We start from the raw sequence: 15,645 nt of genomic DNA, 5'->3' as shown, positions 1-15,645 counted from the left end.
TCACGCGTGGTTGTGCGGAACGGTGGTCCGGCGTTGGTCCGCACCGGCGGGCCCGTGGCGGGCGCCGCCGTCTTTCAATTCTCTCCCGGCTAGCGCCGGACTGCATCCTTGCCGGCGGAGCCGAGGACGATGGCTTTCTCCAGGCCGGCGTCAATGCCGAGGGCAGCGCGTAGTTCGGTCTCCCGTTCGGTCATGCCTTCCCGGACAGCGTCGGCGAAGTCGTACAGGCCGTCGGCGAGCCGGCCCGCCGCCCGGTTGAGGCCTTCCGGGCCGAGGGTGGACTGCACTTCGGTGATCTTGCGGAACGCGATGACGCCGATGGCGACGCCGATGCCCATCCAGATGATTCGCTTCATGTCAGGTCTCCAGCGGGGTTCAGCGGCTGCGGCGGCCGGTAGCGGGCTTTTTGCGGGCGGCGAACGCCGTGCGCACGCCGTAGCTGAAGGAGGCAACCTTGATCAGCGGCGACCCAACAGTGGCGGCCACAAGCGAGGACAACGCCGAGATATTGGCGGACGCGTCGGAGACGTTGTTCGCGATCCCGTCGACTTTCTTCAGCTGCTCATTGGTGGTGGACACGGTTGCCGTGACCTCGTCCATGAGTGGAGTGGCGCCGTCGCTGATGGAGCGGATGGAGGTCCGCACTTCATCGAACACTCCCCCGAGCTTCAGAATCGGCACGGCGAGCAGCAGGACCAGCAGTGCAAACACTCCGGCCGCGATCAGGCCGGCAATATCGCCACCAGTCATAGTCGTTCATCTCCTTATTGCGTCGTGTCCCTGCGGGCGCCGCCGGCTGATACAGCCGGCGGCCGCAGAACTCCCCCAAGTACCTTACATACAAAGAAGCCCGCGGCGCTTGCCACGGGCTTCTTTGTAAGGTGTCGCGTTGGATCTAGCGTGCGTAGAATTCCACGACGAGCTGCTCTTCGCAGGTCACGGGGACCTCGGAGCGCTTGGGGCGACGGACCAGGCGTGCCTGCAGGGCGTCAAGCTTGACGTCCAGGTAGGCCGGAACCATGGGCAGGACGTCGCGGTGGGCGCCGGCTGCTGCAACCTGGAACGGGGCCATGGTCTCGCTGCGGCTGTGAACGTGGACCAACTGGCCCTCGGAGACGCGGAACGACGGGCGGTCAACGCGGATGCCGTCAACCATGATGTGGCGGTGCACAACCAGCTGGCGTGCAGAAGCGATGGTACGGGCGAAACCTGCGCGCAGCACGAGGGCGTCGAGACGCATTTCGAGCAGTTCGATCAGGTTTTCACCGGTCAGGCCCTTGGTGCGGCGGGCTTCTTCGAAGGCGCGGGTCATCTGGGCTTCGCGGATGCCGTACTGGGCGCGCAGGCGCTGCTTTTCGCGCAGACGTACGGCGTAGTCGGAGTCCTGCTTCTTGCGGGCACGGCCATGCTCACCGGGGCCGTACGGACGGCGCTCCATGTACTTGGCGGCCTTGGGGGTGAGAGCAATGCCGAGTGCACGCGAGAGGCGTGCTGTCCGGCGAGCACGAGTGTTGTTAGCCACTTGTGTCCTTCCAATATCTGCGGTGTGTCAGTGTTACTGGCCTCCATCATGGAGAGCATCGGCCAACCGCTGCCTTTTGCTACTGGGCACAGGGCAAACCCATCTCAACGGCGGAAAGCCGAAATGTGGTGGATTGAGCGTCCGTGCCTTGCCAGACAACGAACAACTTTACCATGCCGGGAACGGCGCTCACTTGCCCCGGATGATCCTGCGCAGCCGCTCAAGCCGGGTGGAGATGTCCCGTTCGGCGCCGTTGGCGGTCGGTTCGTAGTAGTTCCGGCCCACCAGATCATCCGGCGGGTACTGCTGGGCGGCCACCGAATGCGGCGCGTCATGGGCGTATTTATAGCCCTGCCCGTGGCCGAGTTGTTTGGAACCCGGGTAGTGGGCGTCGCGCAGGTGGGCGGGGATGCCGTTGCCGAGGCCGGCCCGGACATCGGCGATCGCCTGGTTGATCCCCAGGTAGGCGGCATTGGATTTAGGTGCGGTTGCGAGATGAACCACCGCTTCGGCCAGGATGATGCGGCCCTCCGGCATGCCGATCAACTGCACGGCCTGGGCGGCGGCGACGGCGGTCTGCAGCGCTGTCGGATCTGCCATGCCGACGTCCTCAGCGGCGGAGATGACGATGCGCCGGGCCACGAACCTGGGGTCCTCCCCCGCCTCGAGCATCCGGGCGAGGTAGTGCAGGGCGGCGTCGACGTCCGAACCCCGGATGGACTTGATGAACGCGCTGGCAACATCGTAGTGCTGGTCGCCGGCACGGTCGTAGCGAACCGACGCGACGTCAAGGGCTCGTTCCGTGTGCTTGAGTTCGATCTTCACTGGCGTATCCGCGGCCCCAGTTCCGTCGACGCCGCCGGCGTCGTCCGCGTCGCCGAACGCGACACCGGCGGCCGCCTCGAGCGCGGTCAGCGCGCGGCGGGCGTCCCCGCCGGAGAGCCGGACCAGGTGGCCCAGCGCTTCGCCGCTGAGTTCGACTTTGCCGCCGAGGCCGCGGTGGTCGGCTGCGGCCCGCAGCAGCAGGCCCTCGACGTCGGCATCGGTGAGGGGTTTAAGCGTCAGCAGCAGGGACCGCGAGAGCAGCGGCGAGACCACCGAAAAGGACGGGTTCTCGGTGGTCGCGGCGACCAGGACCACCCAGCGGTTTTCGACCCCGGGCAGCAACGCATCCTGCTGCGCCTTGTTGAACCGGTGGATCTCATCCAGGAACAACACCGTGGTGGTCTTGAACAGGTCACGGGCGGTGAGAGCCTCATCCATGACACGGCGGACGTCCTTGACGCCCGCGGTAATGGCGGAAAGCTCCACGAATTTACGGCCGGGGCCCTTGGCGATGACGTGGGCAAGGGTGGTCTTGCCTGTGCCGGGCGGTCCCCAGAGGATCAGCGAGCTGGGTCCTGCGGGGCCGGTGGCGTCGGTGCCTGCGGCCAGCTGGCGCAGCGGCGACCCCTGCCCCAGCAGGTGCTGCTGGCCCACCACGTCGTCGAGGGTCCGCGGCCGCATCCTGACGGCCAAGGGGCTGCGCGGGGACGCCCCGCGGCGGGCGGAGCCTGCATCGGGCGTCTCTTCGGCGTCGCCGTCGTCCTCGGGAGCGGTGCCGCTGTCCCGTCCTGCGCCAAAGAGATCATCCACATAGATAGGCTACTTCTAGTTCCTGCCCGCCCCGACACCCTTCCAACGGAGACTCCGCCATGGCAAGCCCCGAAACCCGTGTGGCATTCGTCTCCGGCGCCCGGCTGCCGGGCTGGGTGCAGCGTTTTGCGGCGAGCCACGGGGGGCTGACCGAGGAGGAGCTCGACGGCGGGCTGCAGCTGCGGGCTGCGGACGGCGCGGTGGCCCTGCTTCGGCCGCCCTGGCCGGCGGACGGGCGGCCCGGACGCGGCAGCGACGCCGTCGACCGGCTCGCATCCCTGGCGTCCCAGCCCCGGCGTATCGGGGCGGTACTGGTCCGCCGCGGCGGCTACTCCGTGGCAGTAGTGTCCGAGGGGCAGGTCCTCGCCAGCAAAACCGGCACCCGCCATGTGCAGTCCCGGACCGCTGCCGGAGGCTGGTCCCAGCAACGGTTTGCCCGGCGCCGGGCCAACCAGGCCGATGCCCTGGTGGAGGCTGTCGCGGCCCACGCCGCCCGGATCTTCGCGGAGCACCGGATCGACTACGTGGCGCCCGGCGGCGACCGGACCCTGGCCGAACAGGTCCTCGCCGAACCGGTGCTGAAGCAATATGCCGCGCAACCGAGGCTGCAGTTCCTGGACGTTCCGGACCCCCGGGCAGTCGTGCTCAAAAAGGCGGCTGCGGACCTGTGTGCGGTGCGGATCCTGGTGACGGACCCGCCGTCGTAAGTTCCCCCGCTGCCATTTCGACGGCTGCGCGCCCGGCTCGACGTGCGTTTACATCGAATGCGCCGCTACCCGTCGAAACGGCGCAGGACCGCCTCACGGCCGGCGTTCGTCCAGATCGTTCGGGAGGACGACGTCCGTCGGGCTATCGCTCAAGCCACGCACGACGACGCGTGGCGAGCCGGTGAAGGGGGCCTGGAGCCACATGGGCACCCGCGCGATCCAGCCGACGATCCAGAAGGCTATGACCGAAAGGGCCATCAGTGCGACACCGCCCCAAAACGCCCAGGGTGTCCAGGCCGGCCCAAGCAACTCCAGGCCCGGCTCTGTGCCTCCGGCGACCGCAGCGAACAAGCCGGCAATGAGGAAGAAGCCGATGATGCCGGCACCGGCCCGGATAGCTTCGCCGCCGAGGACTGCCGCGAGAAGAAGTGGCACCACGAGTCCGCCGATCACCAGCACCGCAGCAGTAATACCGAGCGCGTCTCCTGCCTCGCCATCGACAGTGTCGCTGAGCGGCCCGATGATGAACCCGGCGATGACCGAGACCAGCATAAGAGTTACTAGGACGGTGGTCGCCGTTTTAATAAAGCGGTCGCTGAACCTGTACGTTCCGGCCGGGCGCCTAACCGGCGCGGGTGCCGCCTGCCGCGTCGGCGCCCACAAAATCTGCCGCCCTGTTGAATCCTTCTTCATCATTTCTCCCCCATGCAGTCGGTCGATCTTCCGGCCCCGCGCCCGCGAAGCCAGAATCCGGTTCAGGAGAACACGTGGGTGTTCGTCCGGCCCCATGTGTCCGCTAGTATTTCGATCGACTGGATATATCGAGTGTACGGCGGCACCGGTAATCGACCGCAGAAACTGCGGCCGCTCCGGAAAGAAATTCTCCGAACTCCGCCTGGCGGCAAGGACCTGACGGGCCCTAACGGTCCAGCTGTCCCCGCGATGCGGACCTGCCGGCACCATCGTGAGGCTGGACGTGCCCTTCCTGCGGCTCACCCTTCCCCGGCTCCACCGGCCCACACTCCGCCGCCGCCGGGCCCGCGAGGAATTGCGGAACGGCAACGTCGAAGCCCCGCTCTGGCCCCCCTTCGCCGGCCAAGCCGGGCAGCTGACGTGCCATCCCAGTCGCCGTGGAATCGCTGAAGGACGCCTGTGGTTCCGCTACCACGGGGCCTTTCCGTCCGGCGCATCGTCCGGCCTTCCCGCGGGATTTTCAGAACAGCAGATCCGACAGGAAAGGCTCCCCGGTTGCCCGGGGAGCCTTTCCTGATGATCATGTGAGCTTACTTGGTGCCGTCCGCCTTCTTGGCCTCGGGCTTGAAGTCCACCCCGGCTTCCTTGCGCTGCTGCGCCGTGATCGGAGCAGGAGCCTGCGTCAGCGGATCGTAGCCGCCGCCGGACTTAGGGAAGGCAATGACGTCCCGGATGGACTCGACACCGGCCAGCAGCGCCACCACCCGGTCCCAGCCGAACGCAATGCCGCCGTGGGGTGGGGCGCCGAACTTGAAGCCCTCGAGCAGGAAGCCGAACTTGGTCTCGGCATCCGCCTTGTCCAGGCCCATGAGCTCAAAGACCCGTTCCTGGATATCGCCCTGGTGGATTCGGATGGAGCCGCCGCCGATTTCGTTGCCGTTGCAGACGATGTCGTATGCGTAGGACAGCGCGGCTTCGGGATCCTTATCGAAGCTGTCCATGAACTCAGGCTTGGGCGAGGTGAACGCGTGGTGCACCGCGGTCCACTTCCCGGCGCCCACAGCTACGTCGCCGGACGCGACGGCAGCCGCGGCGGGTTCGAACATCGGCGCGTCCACCACCCAGCAGAACGCCCAGTCGCCCGGGTTGATCAGGCCGGTGCGGTGGCCTATTTCCACCCGGGCGGCTCCCAGCAGGGCACGCGACGGCGTCTTCTCCCCGGCGGCGAAGAAGATGCAGTCACCCGGTTTCGCGCCGACAGCCGCGGCCAGGCCGGCCCGCTCGGTGTCGGTCAGGTTCTTGGCGACGGGACCGGCGAGTTCGCCGTCTTCCTTGAACAGGACGTACGCCAGGCCCTTGGCGCCGCGCTGCTTGGCCCATTCCTGCCAGGCGTCGAGCGCACGGCGGGCCTGGGACGTGCCGCCCGGCATCACGACGGCGCCAACGTAGGGTGCCTTGAAGACGCCGAAGTTGGTGTCCTTGAAGAACTCCGTGAGCTCGGTGAGCTCCAGTCCGAAGCGCAGGTCGGGCTTGTCCGAGCCGTAGCGGGCCATCGCGTCGTGGTAGGTGATGCGCTGGATCGGCGTCGGGATCTCGACGTCGATCAGCTTCCACAGTGCCTGGACGATGCTTTCGCCGAGCTTGATGATGTCATCCTGCTCCACGAAGCTGGCTTCGATGTCGAGCTGGGTGAACTCCGGCTGGCGGTCCGCGCGGAAATCCTCATCGCGGTAGCAGCGCGCAATCTGGTAGTACTTCTCGAAACCGCCAACCTGCAGGAGCTGCTTGAACAGCTGGGGTGACTGCGGCAGTGCATACCAGGAGCCCGGCGCCAGGCGTGCGGGGACCACGAAGTCGCGGGCGCCTTCCGGCGTCGAACGCGTCAGCGTGGGCGTTTCGATCTCGACATAGCCGTCCTGGTGGAGCAGCTCACGTGCCACGCGGTTGGCCTCGGAGCGCAGCCGCATGTTGCGGGCGGGACCGGGGCGGCGCAGGTCCAGGTAGCGGTGCTTGAGGCGGGCTTCCTCGCCGACTTCCACGTGCTCGTCGATCTGGAACGGCAGCGGCTCGGAAGTGTTGAGGATAGTGACCTTCTCGGCCATGACCTCAATCTCGCCAGTAGCCAGCGCGGGATTTTCGTTGCCCTCGGGGCGGCGGGAGACTGTGCCGGTCACCTGCAGCACGAACTCGTTGCGCAGCCCGTGGAACACTTCCTCTTCACGGACCACCACCTGGGCCACGCCTGAGGCGTCGCGCAGGTCAACGAAAGCGACACCACCGTGGTCACGACGCCGGCCGACCCAGCCGGCGAGGGAAACAGTTTGTCCAATGTGCTCGGAGCGAAGGGATCCGAGGTCATGTGTGCGCAGCACAGCACGCCTTTCTGAAGAAGACAGAGGGAAATCAGAACTCATGTTTTATAAGATCGCTAACAGCAACGATCCCGTACGAGTTTACCCGCTGGAAAGGCCCCTCCCGCCATGGCAAGCCGCCCCCAAAGCACGCCGGCCCCCGACGCGGGCGGCGCCCGGCAATTGCCGCGCAGCCTGGGCGTTCTCGACTCCACGGCGATCGGGCTCGGCTCCATGCTGGGCGCCGGCGTGTTTGTGGTCTTCGCACCGGCGGCCGCCCTGGCCGGTTCCCTGCTGGCCGGCGCCGTCGCCCTGGCCGGGGTCATCGCCTACTGCAATGCGGTGGCCTCGGCCCAGCTGGCAGCCAAGTACCCGTCCAGCGGCGGCACCTACGTCTACGGACGGATCCGGCTGGGCGAGTGGCCCGGCTTTCTTGCGGGCTGGGGGTTCGTGACCGGTAAGACCGCTTCCTGCGCGGCGATGGCCCTGACCTTTGGCCACTATGTGGCGCCGGAGTTCGCGACGCCGGTGGCCGTCGCCGCCGTCGTGGTCCTGACCGGCGTGAACCTGCTGGGCGTGACCCGGACGGCGCTGCTCACCCGGATACTCCTGGCCGTGGTGCTCGCTACCCTGGCGTTCGTGGTGGCTGCGGCCATCCTTGGCCCGCATCCTGCGTCCCCCGGCGATGGTGCCGCGGCCGCGGCGGGCGGCTGGGGGGTGCTGCCCGCCGCCGGGCTGATGTTCTTCGCCTTCGCCGGCTACGCCCGGATCGCAACCCTGGGCGAAGAGGTCAGGAATCCGGCGCGCACCATTCCACGGGCCATTTTCGCCGCGCTGGCAACGGCATTCACCATCTACCTTGGACTGGCGCTGCTGTTGCAGTGGCATCTGCCGGCAGAACAACTCGCAGGCTCCTCGGCACCGCTGCTGGACGCCGTCACCAGCTCACAGCTCAGCGCCGGCGCCCCGGTAGTCCAGGCGGGGGCGGCCGCCGCGTGCCTTGGCGCGCTCCTGGCGCTGATCACCGGAGTGGGCCGGACCACCCTGGCCATGGCGCGGGAGCATGACCTGCCGGCACCGCTCGCCCGGGTGGGCGGCACGCACCCGGTTCCGTACCTGGCCGAGCTGGCCGTCGCGGCCGCCGTGCTGGTGCTGCTGCTGACCACCAACGTGCTGACCGTGGTGGGTTTCTCCAGCTTCGGCGTGCTGGTCTACTACTCGGTGACGAACGCTGCCGCCTTCACCCTGTCCGAGCGTCCCCGGCACGCGCCGCGCTGGCTGAATGTCCTGGGCTTCGTCGGTTGCCTGCTCCTGGCCGCAACCCTGCCGCCGGCCTCCGCGCTGGGGATGGCAGCGGTGCTGGCCACGGGCGTGGCGGGGCGCTACCTGGTGCTGAGGCGCCGGCTCCGGCGAACCGCCTAGGCTTTCAGTACCCTGACGTGCAGGTCCTCGGCGGCCGGCGCCCAGGCGGCCGGATCGGCGTCGACCTGTTCCCCGGAGCGGATGTCCTTGACCTGGTGCTTGCCCTCCTCGTCCGTGAACCAGACGAACGGGATACCGCGGCGGTCAGCGAACTTGATCTGCTTGCCGAACTTCTCCGCCTTGGCCGCCACCTCGGTGGCGATACCCCGGCTGCGGAGCTCCGCGGCGACGTCCTGCGCCGCACCCCAGCTGTCATCACTGCTGAGCGCCACCAGCACGGCGGTCGGCACGGACCGGGTTGCCGTGGCGAGCTCCTGGCTGAGGATCCTGGACACCAGCCGGGTGACGCCGATGGAGAGCCCGACGCCGGGGAACTTACGGTTTCCCTTGCTGGCGAGGGCGTCGTAACGTCCGCCGGAGCAGATCGAACCAAGCTGTTCATGGCCCACCAGAACGGTTTCCACGACGGTGCCGGTGTAGTAGTCCAGTCCGCGGGCAATGCTGAGGTCGGCGACCACCTTGCCCGGCGCCCGCTGGACGGCGGCCGCGATGACCTGCTCCAGTTCGGTCAGGCCCTCCTCCAGCAACTCGTTGCTGACCCCGAAGGCCCGGACCTGCGCCACGAAGGAGGTGTCCCCGGTGCGGATCGAGGCCAGCTTGAGGGCGGACCGGGCCTGCTCGTCGGTGGCGCCAAGCTCGGACTTGAGTAGCTCTGCCACCTTGGCGGCACCAATTTTTTCCAGCTTGTCGATGCTGCGCAGCACGCCGGCGGTGTCAGTGAGGCCGATGCCGTTGTAGAAACCCTCGGCCAGTTTGCGGTTGTTGATCCGAAGCAGGAAATCCGGGATCGGCAGGGCGCTGAGGGCCTCGGCAATGACCAGCGCGATCTCGACGTCGTAACGGAACGGCAGATCTCCGTCGCCCACAATATCGATGTCCGCCTGGGTGAACTCGCGGGCGCGGCCTTCCTGCGGACGCTCACCGCGCCAGACCTTCTGGATCTGGTATCGGCGGAACGGGAAGGCGAGGTAGCCGGCGTTTTCCACGACATACCGGGCAAAGGGTACGGTGAGGTCGAAGTGCAGGGCCAAGGCATGCGGATCACCCTTCTGCGACCCGGGCTCTGCGCCGTCGTCCTCCTGCAGCCGGCTCAGCCCGTACACCTCTTTGTCGATCTCGCCTTTGCGCAGCAGCTGGCCCACCGTTTCCACGGCGCGGGTTTCGATGGAGGAAAATCCATGCAGTTCGAAAACCCGGCGCAGCGTGTCCAGCACATGCAGCTCCACCAGCCGCTCCTCGGGAAGCCACTCGGGGAATCCGGACAGGGAGGCGGTGCGTGCCATGGTGGGTTTTCTCCTCAGGTAAAACCGGCCCGAGTTCCCTTCGCGGCCTTGGAGTTGAACGGAGCGTCCGAAACGGGGAACAGACGTGCGGCAGAAAGGCCGGTCGTGCATAAACTGTGTGCGGCAGTCAGTTTATGCTTTCCACGCCCGCAACTTCCAATGCGGCCGGCACGGCCGGCTCGCCGGCAGCTTTTCCGCTGAACCTGCGACGGCGCCCCGCGCCGCCCGGGTTCGGCCCTACCCCAGGAGGACTTTTGGCGGCCAGTTCACGGAGCGCCCGCGAAGCCAAGCGGCGCGTCCAGCAAATGGAGGCGAAGCGCGAGCTGCGCAAGGAGCAGGACACGCGCCGAAAGCGCGACACCATCCTTGCCGTCGGCGCAGGAACGGCGGCGCTTGTTCTCGCACTCGTGCTGCAGCTGACCGTCTTCTCCGCCAATCCCACCGAGGAAGAATTCGCCGCCGCCCAAGCCGGGCTGAACCCGCCCTCCGCCACGCCGTCGGCTTCCCCCAGCAACGCGGAAAACATCCCGAAACCGGAGACTGCGGCGGGCCAGACGTTCACCGGTGAACTTAAGCTCAACACGGGCACCCTCGGTGTCGAACTGGACGGCACCACGGCGCCCCAGGCCGCCGCCGTCTTCAAATCCCTCGCGGACCAGAACTTTTATGCAGGGTTGACGTGCCACCGGCTCACCACTGCCGAGACGTTCGGGGTGTTGCAATGCGGTTCCAAGGCCGGTGACGGGAGTACCGATCCGAGCTACAACTGGGGTCCGCTGGAGAACACCCCCGCGGACAACACCTACCCGGCCGGAACCATCGCGGTCGCCAGAAGCGGCGGAAATGCCTACGGCAACGGAACCCAGTTCTTCATCGTCTACAAGGACACCGTCATTCCGGCCGACGCCGCGGGCGGCTACACCGTGGTAGGCAAGGTGACCTCGGGCCTGGAGGTCGTGACCAACATCGCGGCAGCCGGACTCAAACCGGGCGATAACGCCACAGACGGCGCCCCCGCCGAACCAGTCACGATAGACTCGTTCTCTCTGAAGTAACCAGCCGTCGCCCTTGCGGCAGCGGCCCCGGTATTTCCCTCCAAGCGAAAGACTTCTAGCGGTGACAGACAGTCAGAAATCCGACGAAACAGTGTCAGCAGCAGCTGCCCACGAGACCGAAGCCGAGGCTACGGTAATAACCGAGGCAACCGACACACCCACACCCACGGCCGCGGCACCGGAGGCGGAGCCGGAAACAGCAACCGGGCCCGTGCCGGACGCGCCGGAGGCGGAGCCTTCGACCGGGGCCGTTACAGCCGACGCCGCCGATGCAGAGTCCACCGGCACGCCGGAGAATCCGGCTGAGGCGCCGCCCGCTGCTCCTGAGGCCCCTGCCGCTGCTCCTGCGCCCGCCGCTGCCCGTCCCGCGCCCTCACCGGCTGCGTTCGCCGCCCGGCCCAAGGCCAAGCTTTCCCCGGCGGCTCCGGCCGCCGCGCCGGCGTCGGTGTCTTCGGCTGCGTCGCTGGCTGAGGCCGCACGCTGGGGCCGCGTTGAAGGCGACGGCCAGGTGTTCCTGACCGTCGACGGCGAAGAGCACCCCGTGGGCCAATACCCGGGGGTCAGCAATGACGAGGCCTTGGGCTACTTCGCCCGGAAGTACGACGACGTCGTGGCGCAGATCGTCCTGCTGGAACAGCGCGTGGGCTCCAAAGCGCCCGCCGCAGACATGCAGAAGACGGTGACCCACCTGCGCGAGCAGCTCGCGGGCCACAACATGGTGGGCGATCTCCGCGCCGCCGAGGCCCGCCTCGACACGCTGGCCGGGCAGATGACCGACCTTGAAAAGGCGGAGCGGGCCGAACACGACGCCGTACGCGCCGCCGAACTGGCCGCCCGCGAAGCGATCGTCACCGAAGCTGAAGAGATCGCGGGGCACGACCCGGCCCAGATCCAGTGGAAGACCTCCAGCGCCCGGATGAATGAATTGTTCGAGAGCTGGAAGACCGCACAGAAGAGCGGTGTCCGGCTCGGCCGCAGCAATGAGGACTCCCTGTGGAAGCGGTTCCGCGCCGCCCGTACGGTCTTCGACCGGCACCGCCGCGCATACTTCTCCCAGCTGGACAGCACCAACTCGGCAGCCAAGGCTGCCAAGGAAAAGCTGATCACCGAAGCGGAGGCTCTCTCGGCCTCCACTGACTGGGGTTTCGCCGCCGGTGAGTACCGCCGGCTGATGGATGACTGGAAGGCCTCACCGCGCGCCAGCCGCAAGGACGACGACGCACTCTGGGCCCGGTTCCGCGCCGCGCAGGACGTCTTCTTCACCAACCGGCAGGCCGCTAATGAGGAAATCGATCAGGAGTACGGGGCGAACCTCACAGTGAAGGAGGCCCTGCTGGTGGAAGCCAGCGAGCTGCTTCCCATCAAGGACCTCAGCGCCACCAAGAAGGCACTCCAGTCCATCCGTGACCGGTGGGAGGAAGCCGGCAAGGTTCCGCGCGCCGACATGGGTCGCGTCGAGGCCGGGCTGCGGAAGGTCGAAGACGCCGTTCGCCACGCCGAGGACGAGAACTGGAAGCGGTCTAATCCGGAAACGAAGGCACGCACCAACAGCGCACTGTCGCAGCTGGAATCTGCCATTGCCGGACTCCGGGATGACCTGGCCAAGGCAGAGAAAGCCGGCGACGAGCGCAAGATCAAGGCCGCCAAGGAAGCCCTCAAGGCACGCGAGGCGTGGCTGGAGCAGCTCGAAAAGTCAGCCAGCGAGCTCTCCTAGCCACGGATCGTCCACGTAACACGATGTTGGCCGCAGGCCCCATCCCGGTTATCCACATGACCGGGACGGGGCCTGTCCGCTTTTTCGGGGACCGGACAGGATGGCTGAATGGTCATTGTTTCCGGCCCGCAGGTACCCTACCCGCCGGCGTTCCCGCAGGGTCCGCCTGAGCTGTATTCCCCCGGGGAGCTCTTCTCCTGGCCCGAACTTCAGGCGATGGCGCTCGACGGCGTCCTGGTTCAGCTCTACCAGCGCGGCTACCTGCCGCCGGGCACCAGCCCCACTCCGCGGCTCCGGGCCCGCGCCGCCGCCATCCTCGTCAGTCCGGCCATCCGCCAGCGGGTGGTCGCGGGCAGGATGACTGCCGCGTGGATTTACGGATGCGCCGCCGAACCGGACCGGCTCGCCCTCCTCGTGGACGCCAACCGGCGGATCTCCAGCTTGCGCTCCACCCGCGGCTGCACCTTCCACGAGGTGCGCCTGGGGCCGTTCGACGTCGTCAGTCTGGGCGGGCTGCTGGTCACGAGCCCGCTGCGGACCTCCGTGGACCTGGCGCTGCACGTGGACTCTGCCCGCGCTGTACCGGCCCTGCGGACGCTGTTGGACACCCCCGAACTGGGGCTGAGTCTGCGGCTGCTTATCCGTGCCGTCGAAGCGACGCCCAGGGTGCCGCACAAGAAGCTCGCCCTGGCGAAACTTGAGTCGTTGCAGGCCGGCCCGGCGCCTCCAGGCTAGTTGCGCCTCCGGTTGCCGGTGGTCCGGTACACGTCGAAGACTCCGTCGATGCGGCGGACGGCGCTCAACACATGGCTCAGGTACTTGGGGTCGCCCATCTCGAAAGCAAACTTGGAGATGGCCACCCGGTCCGTGGACGTGTGCACGCTGGCGGCCAGAATGTTGACGTGGTTCTCGGACAGGATCCGGGTCACGTCCGAGAGCAGCGACTTGCGGTCGAGTGCTTCGACCTGGATTTCGACCAGGAAGACGCTCGACTGAGTTGGAGCCCACTCCACCTCCACGATCCGGTCCGGTTGTTCCAAAAGGCCACTGACGTTGGTGCAGTCCGTCCGGTGCACTGAGACGCCGGAACCGCGGGTCACGAAACCCAGGATCGGGTCGGGTGGAACCGGAGTGCAGCAGCGGGCGAGCTTGACCCACACGTCATCCACTCCGCGGACCACGACGCCCGAATCGGAGTACCGGGCCTTGGAGACCTGCGTGGGAATCGAGACCTCAGTGAGGTCATCCTCGGGAGTGTCGTTGCCGCCCAGGCTTTCGACGAGGCGTTCCATGACGGACTGGGCGGACGTGTGGCCGTCGCCCACCCCGGCGTAGAGACCAGATATGTCGACGTACTTGAAGTCCTCGGCGATCGCTGCGAGGGCATCGTGGGTCATCAGGCGCTGCAACGGCAGGTTCTGCTTCCGCATCGCCTTTGTCAGCAGTTCCTTGCCGCGATCTATCGACTCTTCGCGGCGTTCCTTACTGAACCACTGCCGGATCTTGTTGCGCGCCCGCGCGCTCTTGACGAAATGCTGCCAATCCTGGCTGGGGCCCGCCCCTTCGGCTTTGGAAGTGAAGATCTCCACCCAGTCGCCGTGGTTCAATTCGCTGTTGAGCGGGACAAGTTTGCCGTTGACCCGGGCGCCAATGGTCCGGTGGCCCACCTCGGTATGGACGGCGTAGGCGAAGTCCACCGGCGTGGAACCGGCCGGCAAAGCCATGACCTCACCCTTCGGGGTGAAAACAAAGACTTCCCGGGCATTGATTTCAAAGCGCAGGGAATCAAGGAACTCACCGGGGTCGGAGGTTTCCTGCTGCCAGTCCACCAGCGACCGCAGCCAGCCCATGTCGCCGTCGCGGGGGCTTCCCGGCCCGGCCGCCGCACGGTTCGGCTGGTCCTTGTACTTCCAGTGCGCGGCGACGCCATATTCGGCGCGGCGGTGCATTTCGTGGGTGCGGATCTGGATTTCCACCGGCTTGCCGCCCGGGCCGATCACCGTGGTGTGCAGCGACTGGTACATATTGAATTTGGGCATCGCGATGTAGTCCTTGAACCTCCCGGGAAGGGGGTTCCAGCGGGAGTGCATGGCGCCCAGTGCTGCGTAGCAATCCCGGACGGAGTCGACCAGGACGCGGACGCCCATGAGATCGTTGATGTCGTCGAAGTCCTTGTCCCGGACGATCATCTTCTGGTAGATCGAGTAGTAGTGCTTCGGACGGCCCGTGATGGTGGCCTTGATCTTGGCCGCGCGCAGGTCCTCGGTGATCTGGTTCCGAATCACGGAGAGGTTCTTCTCACGCTCGGGGGTCCGGTCCCCCACCATTCGCACGATTTCCTCGTAAACCTTCGGGTACAGGGCCGCAAACGAGAGATCTTCCAGTTCCCACTTAATGGTGTTCATGCCGAGCCGGTGCGCCAGCGGGGCGAAGATTTCCAAGGTTTCCCGGGCCTTGCGCGCCGAGGATTCAGCCGAGACGAAGCGCCAGGTCCTGGCGTTGTGCAGCCGGTCGGCCAGCTTGATCATCAGGACCCGGATGTCCTTGGCCATGGCCACGACCATTTTGCGCACTGTCTCTGACTGGGCAGCCTCGCCGAAGCTGACCTTGTCAAGCTTGGTGACACCGTCCACCAGCATGGCGACCTCAGGCCCGAATTCGCCCTTGAGATCCTCCAGGGTGTAGGAAGTGTCCTCGACCGTGTCGTGCAGGAGCGCCGCCGCCAGGGTGGTCCCGCTGAGTCCCAGCTCGGCGAGGATGGTAGCCACCGCGACGGGGTGGGTGATGTACGGGTCACCACTTTTACGCTTCTGTCCGCGGTGGCAGCTCTCCGCCACGACGAAGGCACGTTGGATGAGGTCGAAATCTTCTTTGGGATTGTTGGCCCGCACGGTGCGCAGCAGCGGCTCAAGGATGGGCGAGTACGCGGGCGCGCCGCGGCCGGTCAGGCGCGCAAGACGGGATCGGGTCCGTTCGCGGCGGCCGGGGAAGGTGGGGCGGGCGCCGGAGCTGTCGACCGGGACGGGCGGATCCGCGCGTCCGGGAGCCTCCACACCAGTCTGCGAGCCCTGGCCGGGAGCCATATCCGCCGGAGCTGACGGCACCGGCGTCGAACGTTCTTCCAATGGAACACCTCTCCAAACCCGTTTAATTCTTCCAGTCTATTCCGCGGCAGGATACATCGATAACCGGCGCCGATACGG

The 15,645-nt window shown here is 66.9% G+C and carries 13 protein-coding genes; 5 read left to right on the top strand and 8 right to left on the bottom strand.

The window, feature by feature from the left end; translation table 11 throughout:
* Window positions 1-89: 89 nt before the first annotated feature.
* From RCH15_RS12235 to RCH15_RS12220, 4 genes are all read right to left on the bottom strand, one after another.
* Window positions 90-356 carry a DUF6167 family protein gene (locus tag RCH15_RS12235; RefSeq protein ID WP_442784514.1) on the bottom strand — a complete coding sequence of 89 codons (267 nt, stop codon included), beginning with the start codon at window positions 354-356 and terminating at the stop codon, window positions 90-92.
* Window positions 357-375: 19 nt separating this feature from the next.
* The gene (locus RCH15_RS12230; protein ID WP_326960932.1) at window positions 376-750 is read right to left on the bottom strand and encodes a DUF948 domain-containing protein; all 375 of its coding nucleotides are present in this window, start codon (window positions 748-750) and stop codon (window positions 376-378) included.
* A 145-nt stretch (window positions 751-895) separates the two neighbouring features.
* Window positions 896-1,522 (bottom strand): 30S ribosomal protein S4, encoded by a 627-nt coding sequence (gene rpsD / locus RCH15_RS12225; protein ID WP_326960931.1) that lies wholly within the window; start codon window positions 1,520-1,522, stop codon window positions 896-898.
* Window positions 1,523-1,711: 189 nt separating this feature from the next.
* The gene (locus tag RCH15_RS12220) at window positions 1,712-3,157 is read right to left on the bottom strand and encodes a replication-associated recombination protein A (protein ID WP_326960930.1); all 1,446 of its coding nucleotides are present in this window, start codon (window positions 3,155-3,157) and stop codon (window positions 1,712-1,714) included.
* A 59-nt stretch (window positions 3,158-3,216) separates the two neighbouring features.
* Here RCH15_RS12220 and RCH15_RS12215 point away from each other — a divergent pair, with 59 nt between their 5' ends.
* The gene (locus tag RCH15_RS12215; RefSeq protein ID WP_326960929.1) at window positions 3,217-3,864 is read left to right on the top strand and encodes an acVLRF1 family peptidyl-tRNA hydrolase; all 648 of its coding nucleotides are present in this window, start codon (window positions 3,217-3,219) and stop codon (window positions 3,862-3,864) included.
* Between the two features lie 93 nt (window positions 3,865-3,957).
* Here RCH15_RS12215 and RCH15_RS12210 read toward each other — a convergent pair whose 3' ends face one another.
* Window positions 3,958-4,416, bottom strand: a complete 459-nt coding sequence (locus RCH15_RS12210) for a hypothetical protein (RefSeq protein ID WP_326960928.1) — start codon at window positions 4,414-4,416, stop codon at window positions 3,958-3,960.
* 731 nt (window positions 4,417-5,147) lie between these two features.
* On the bottom strand, window positions 5,148-6,929 hold the full coding sequence (gene aspS / locus RCH15_RS12205; protein ID WP_326960927.1) for an aspartate--tRNA ligase: 1,782 nt from the start codon (window positions 6,927-6,929) through the stop codon (window positions 5,148-5,150).
* Between the two features lie 108 nt (window positions 6,930-7,037).
* On the opposite strand from aspS, the gene RCH15_RS12200 reads away from it, so the two are divergent.
* Window positions 7,038-8,330 carry an APC family permease gene (locus RCH15_RS12200; RefSeq protein WP_326960926.1) on the top strand — a complete coding sequence of 431 codons (1,293 nt, stop codon included), beginning with the start codon at window positions 7,038-7,040 and terminating at the stop codon, window positions 8,328-8,330.
* On the opposite strand, the gene hisS is transcribed toward RCH15_RS12200, so the two are convergent.
* Entirely contained in the window at window positions 8,327-9,673 is a 1,347-nt protein-coding gene (hisS, locus tag RCH15_RS12195) for a histidine--tRNA ligase (protein WP_326960925.1), read from the bottom strand. The genes RCH15_RS12200 and hisS overlap by 4 nt on opposite strands.
* 254 nt (window positions 9,674-9,927) lie before the next feature.
* On the opposite strand from hisS, the gene RCH15_RS12190 reads away from it, so the two are divergent.
* From RCH15_RS12190 to RCH15_RS12180, 3 genes are all read left to right on the top strand, one after another.
* Window positions 9,928-10,728: a peptidylprolyl isomerase gene (locus tag RCH15_RS12190; protein ID WP_326960924.1), complete on the top strand. Its 801-nt coding sequence runs from the start codon at window positions 9,928-9,930 to the stop codon at window positions 10,726-10,728.
* Between the two features lie 61 nt (window positions 10,729-10,789).
* Window positions 10,790-12,442, top strand: a complete 1,653-nt coding sequence (locus RCH15_RS12185) for a DUF349 domain-containing protein (RefSeq protein WP_326960923.1) — start codon at window positions 10,790-10,792, stop codon at window positions 12,440-12,442.
* A 108-nt stretch (window positions 12,443-12,550) separates the two neighbouring features.
* On the top strand, window positions 12,551-13,177 hold the full coding sequence (locus tag RCH15_RS12180; RefSeq protein ID WP_326960922.1) for a hypothetical protein: 627 nt from the start codon (window positions 12,551-12,553) through the stop codon (window positions 13,175-13,177).
* On the opposite strand, the gene RCH15_RS12175 is transcribed toward RCH15_RS12180, so the two are convergent.
* Window positions 13,174-15,567, bottom strand: coding sequence for a RelA/SpoT family protein (locus RCH15_RS12175; protein ID WP_442784515.1), 2,394 nt, complete (start codon window positions 15,565-15,567; stop codon window positions 13,174-13,176). The two genes, RCH15_RS12180 and RCH15_RS12175, sit on opposite strands and share 4 nt — an antisense overlap.
* Between the last annotated feature and the right edge of the window lie 78 nt (window positions 15,568-15,645).

Source organism: Arthrobacter sp. MP_M4 (genome assembly GCF_035984855.1).
Classification (GTDB): Bacteria; Actinomycetota; Actinomycetes; order Actinomycetales; family Micrococcaceae; genus Arthrobacter.
This window is presented reverse-complemented; position numbering and strand designations above follow the sequence as displayed.

What these genes read in the sequence shown, in the direction of transcription:
- RCH15_RS12210 (WP_326960928.1), bottom strand. Translation starts at nt 4,416, where the DNA reads ATGCTGGTCTCGGTCATCGCCGGGTTCATCATCGGGCCGCTCAGCGAC.
- RCH15_RS12180 (WP_326960922.1), top strand. Translation starts at nt 12,551, where the DNA reads ATGGTCATTGTTTCCGGCCCGCAGGTACCCTACCCGCCGGCGTTCCCG.
- hisS (WP_326960925.1), bottom strand. Translation starts at nt 9,673, where the DNA reads ATGGCACGCACCGCCTCCCTGTCCGGATTCCCCGAGTGGCTTCCCGAG.
- RCH15_RS12235 (WP_442784514.1), bottom strand. Translation starts at nt 356, where the DNA reads ATGAAGCGAATCATCTGGATGGGCATCGGCGTCGCCATCGGCGTCATC.
- RCH15_RS12230 (WP_326960932.1), bottom strand. Translation starts at nt 750, where the DNA reads ATGACTGGTGGCGATATTGCCGGCCTGATCGCGGCCGGAGTGTTTGCA.
- RCH15_RS12215 (WP_326960929.1), top strand. Translation starts at nt 3,217, where the DNA reads ATGGCAAGCCCCGAAACCCGTGTGGCATTCGTCTCCGGCGCCCGGCTG.
- RCH15_RS12200 (WP_326960926.1), top strand. Translation starts at nt 7,038, where the DNA reads ATGGCAAGCCGCCCCCAAAGCACGCCGGCCCCCGACGCGGGCGGCGCC.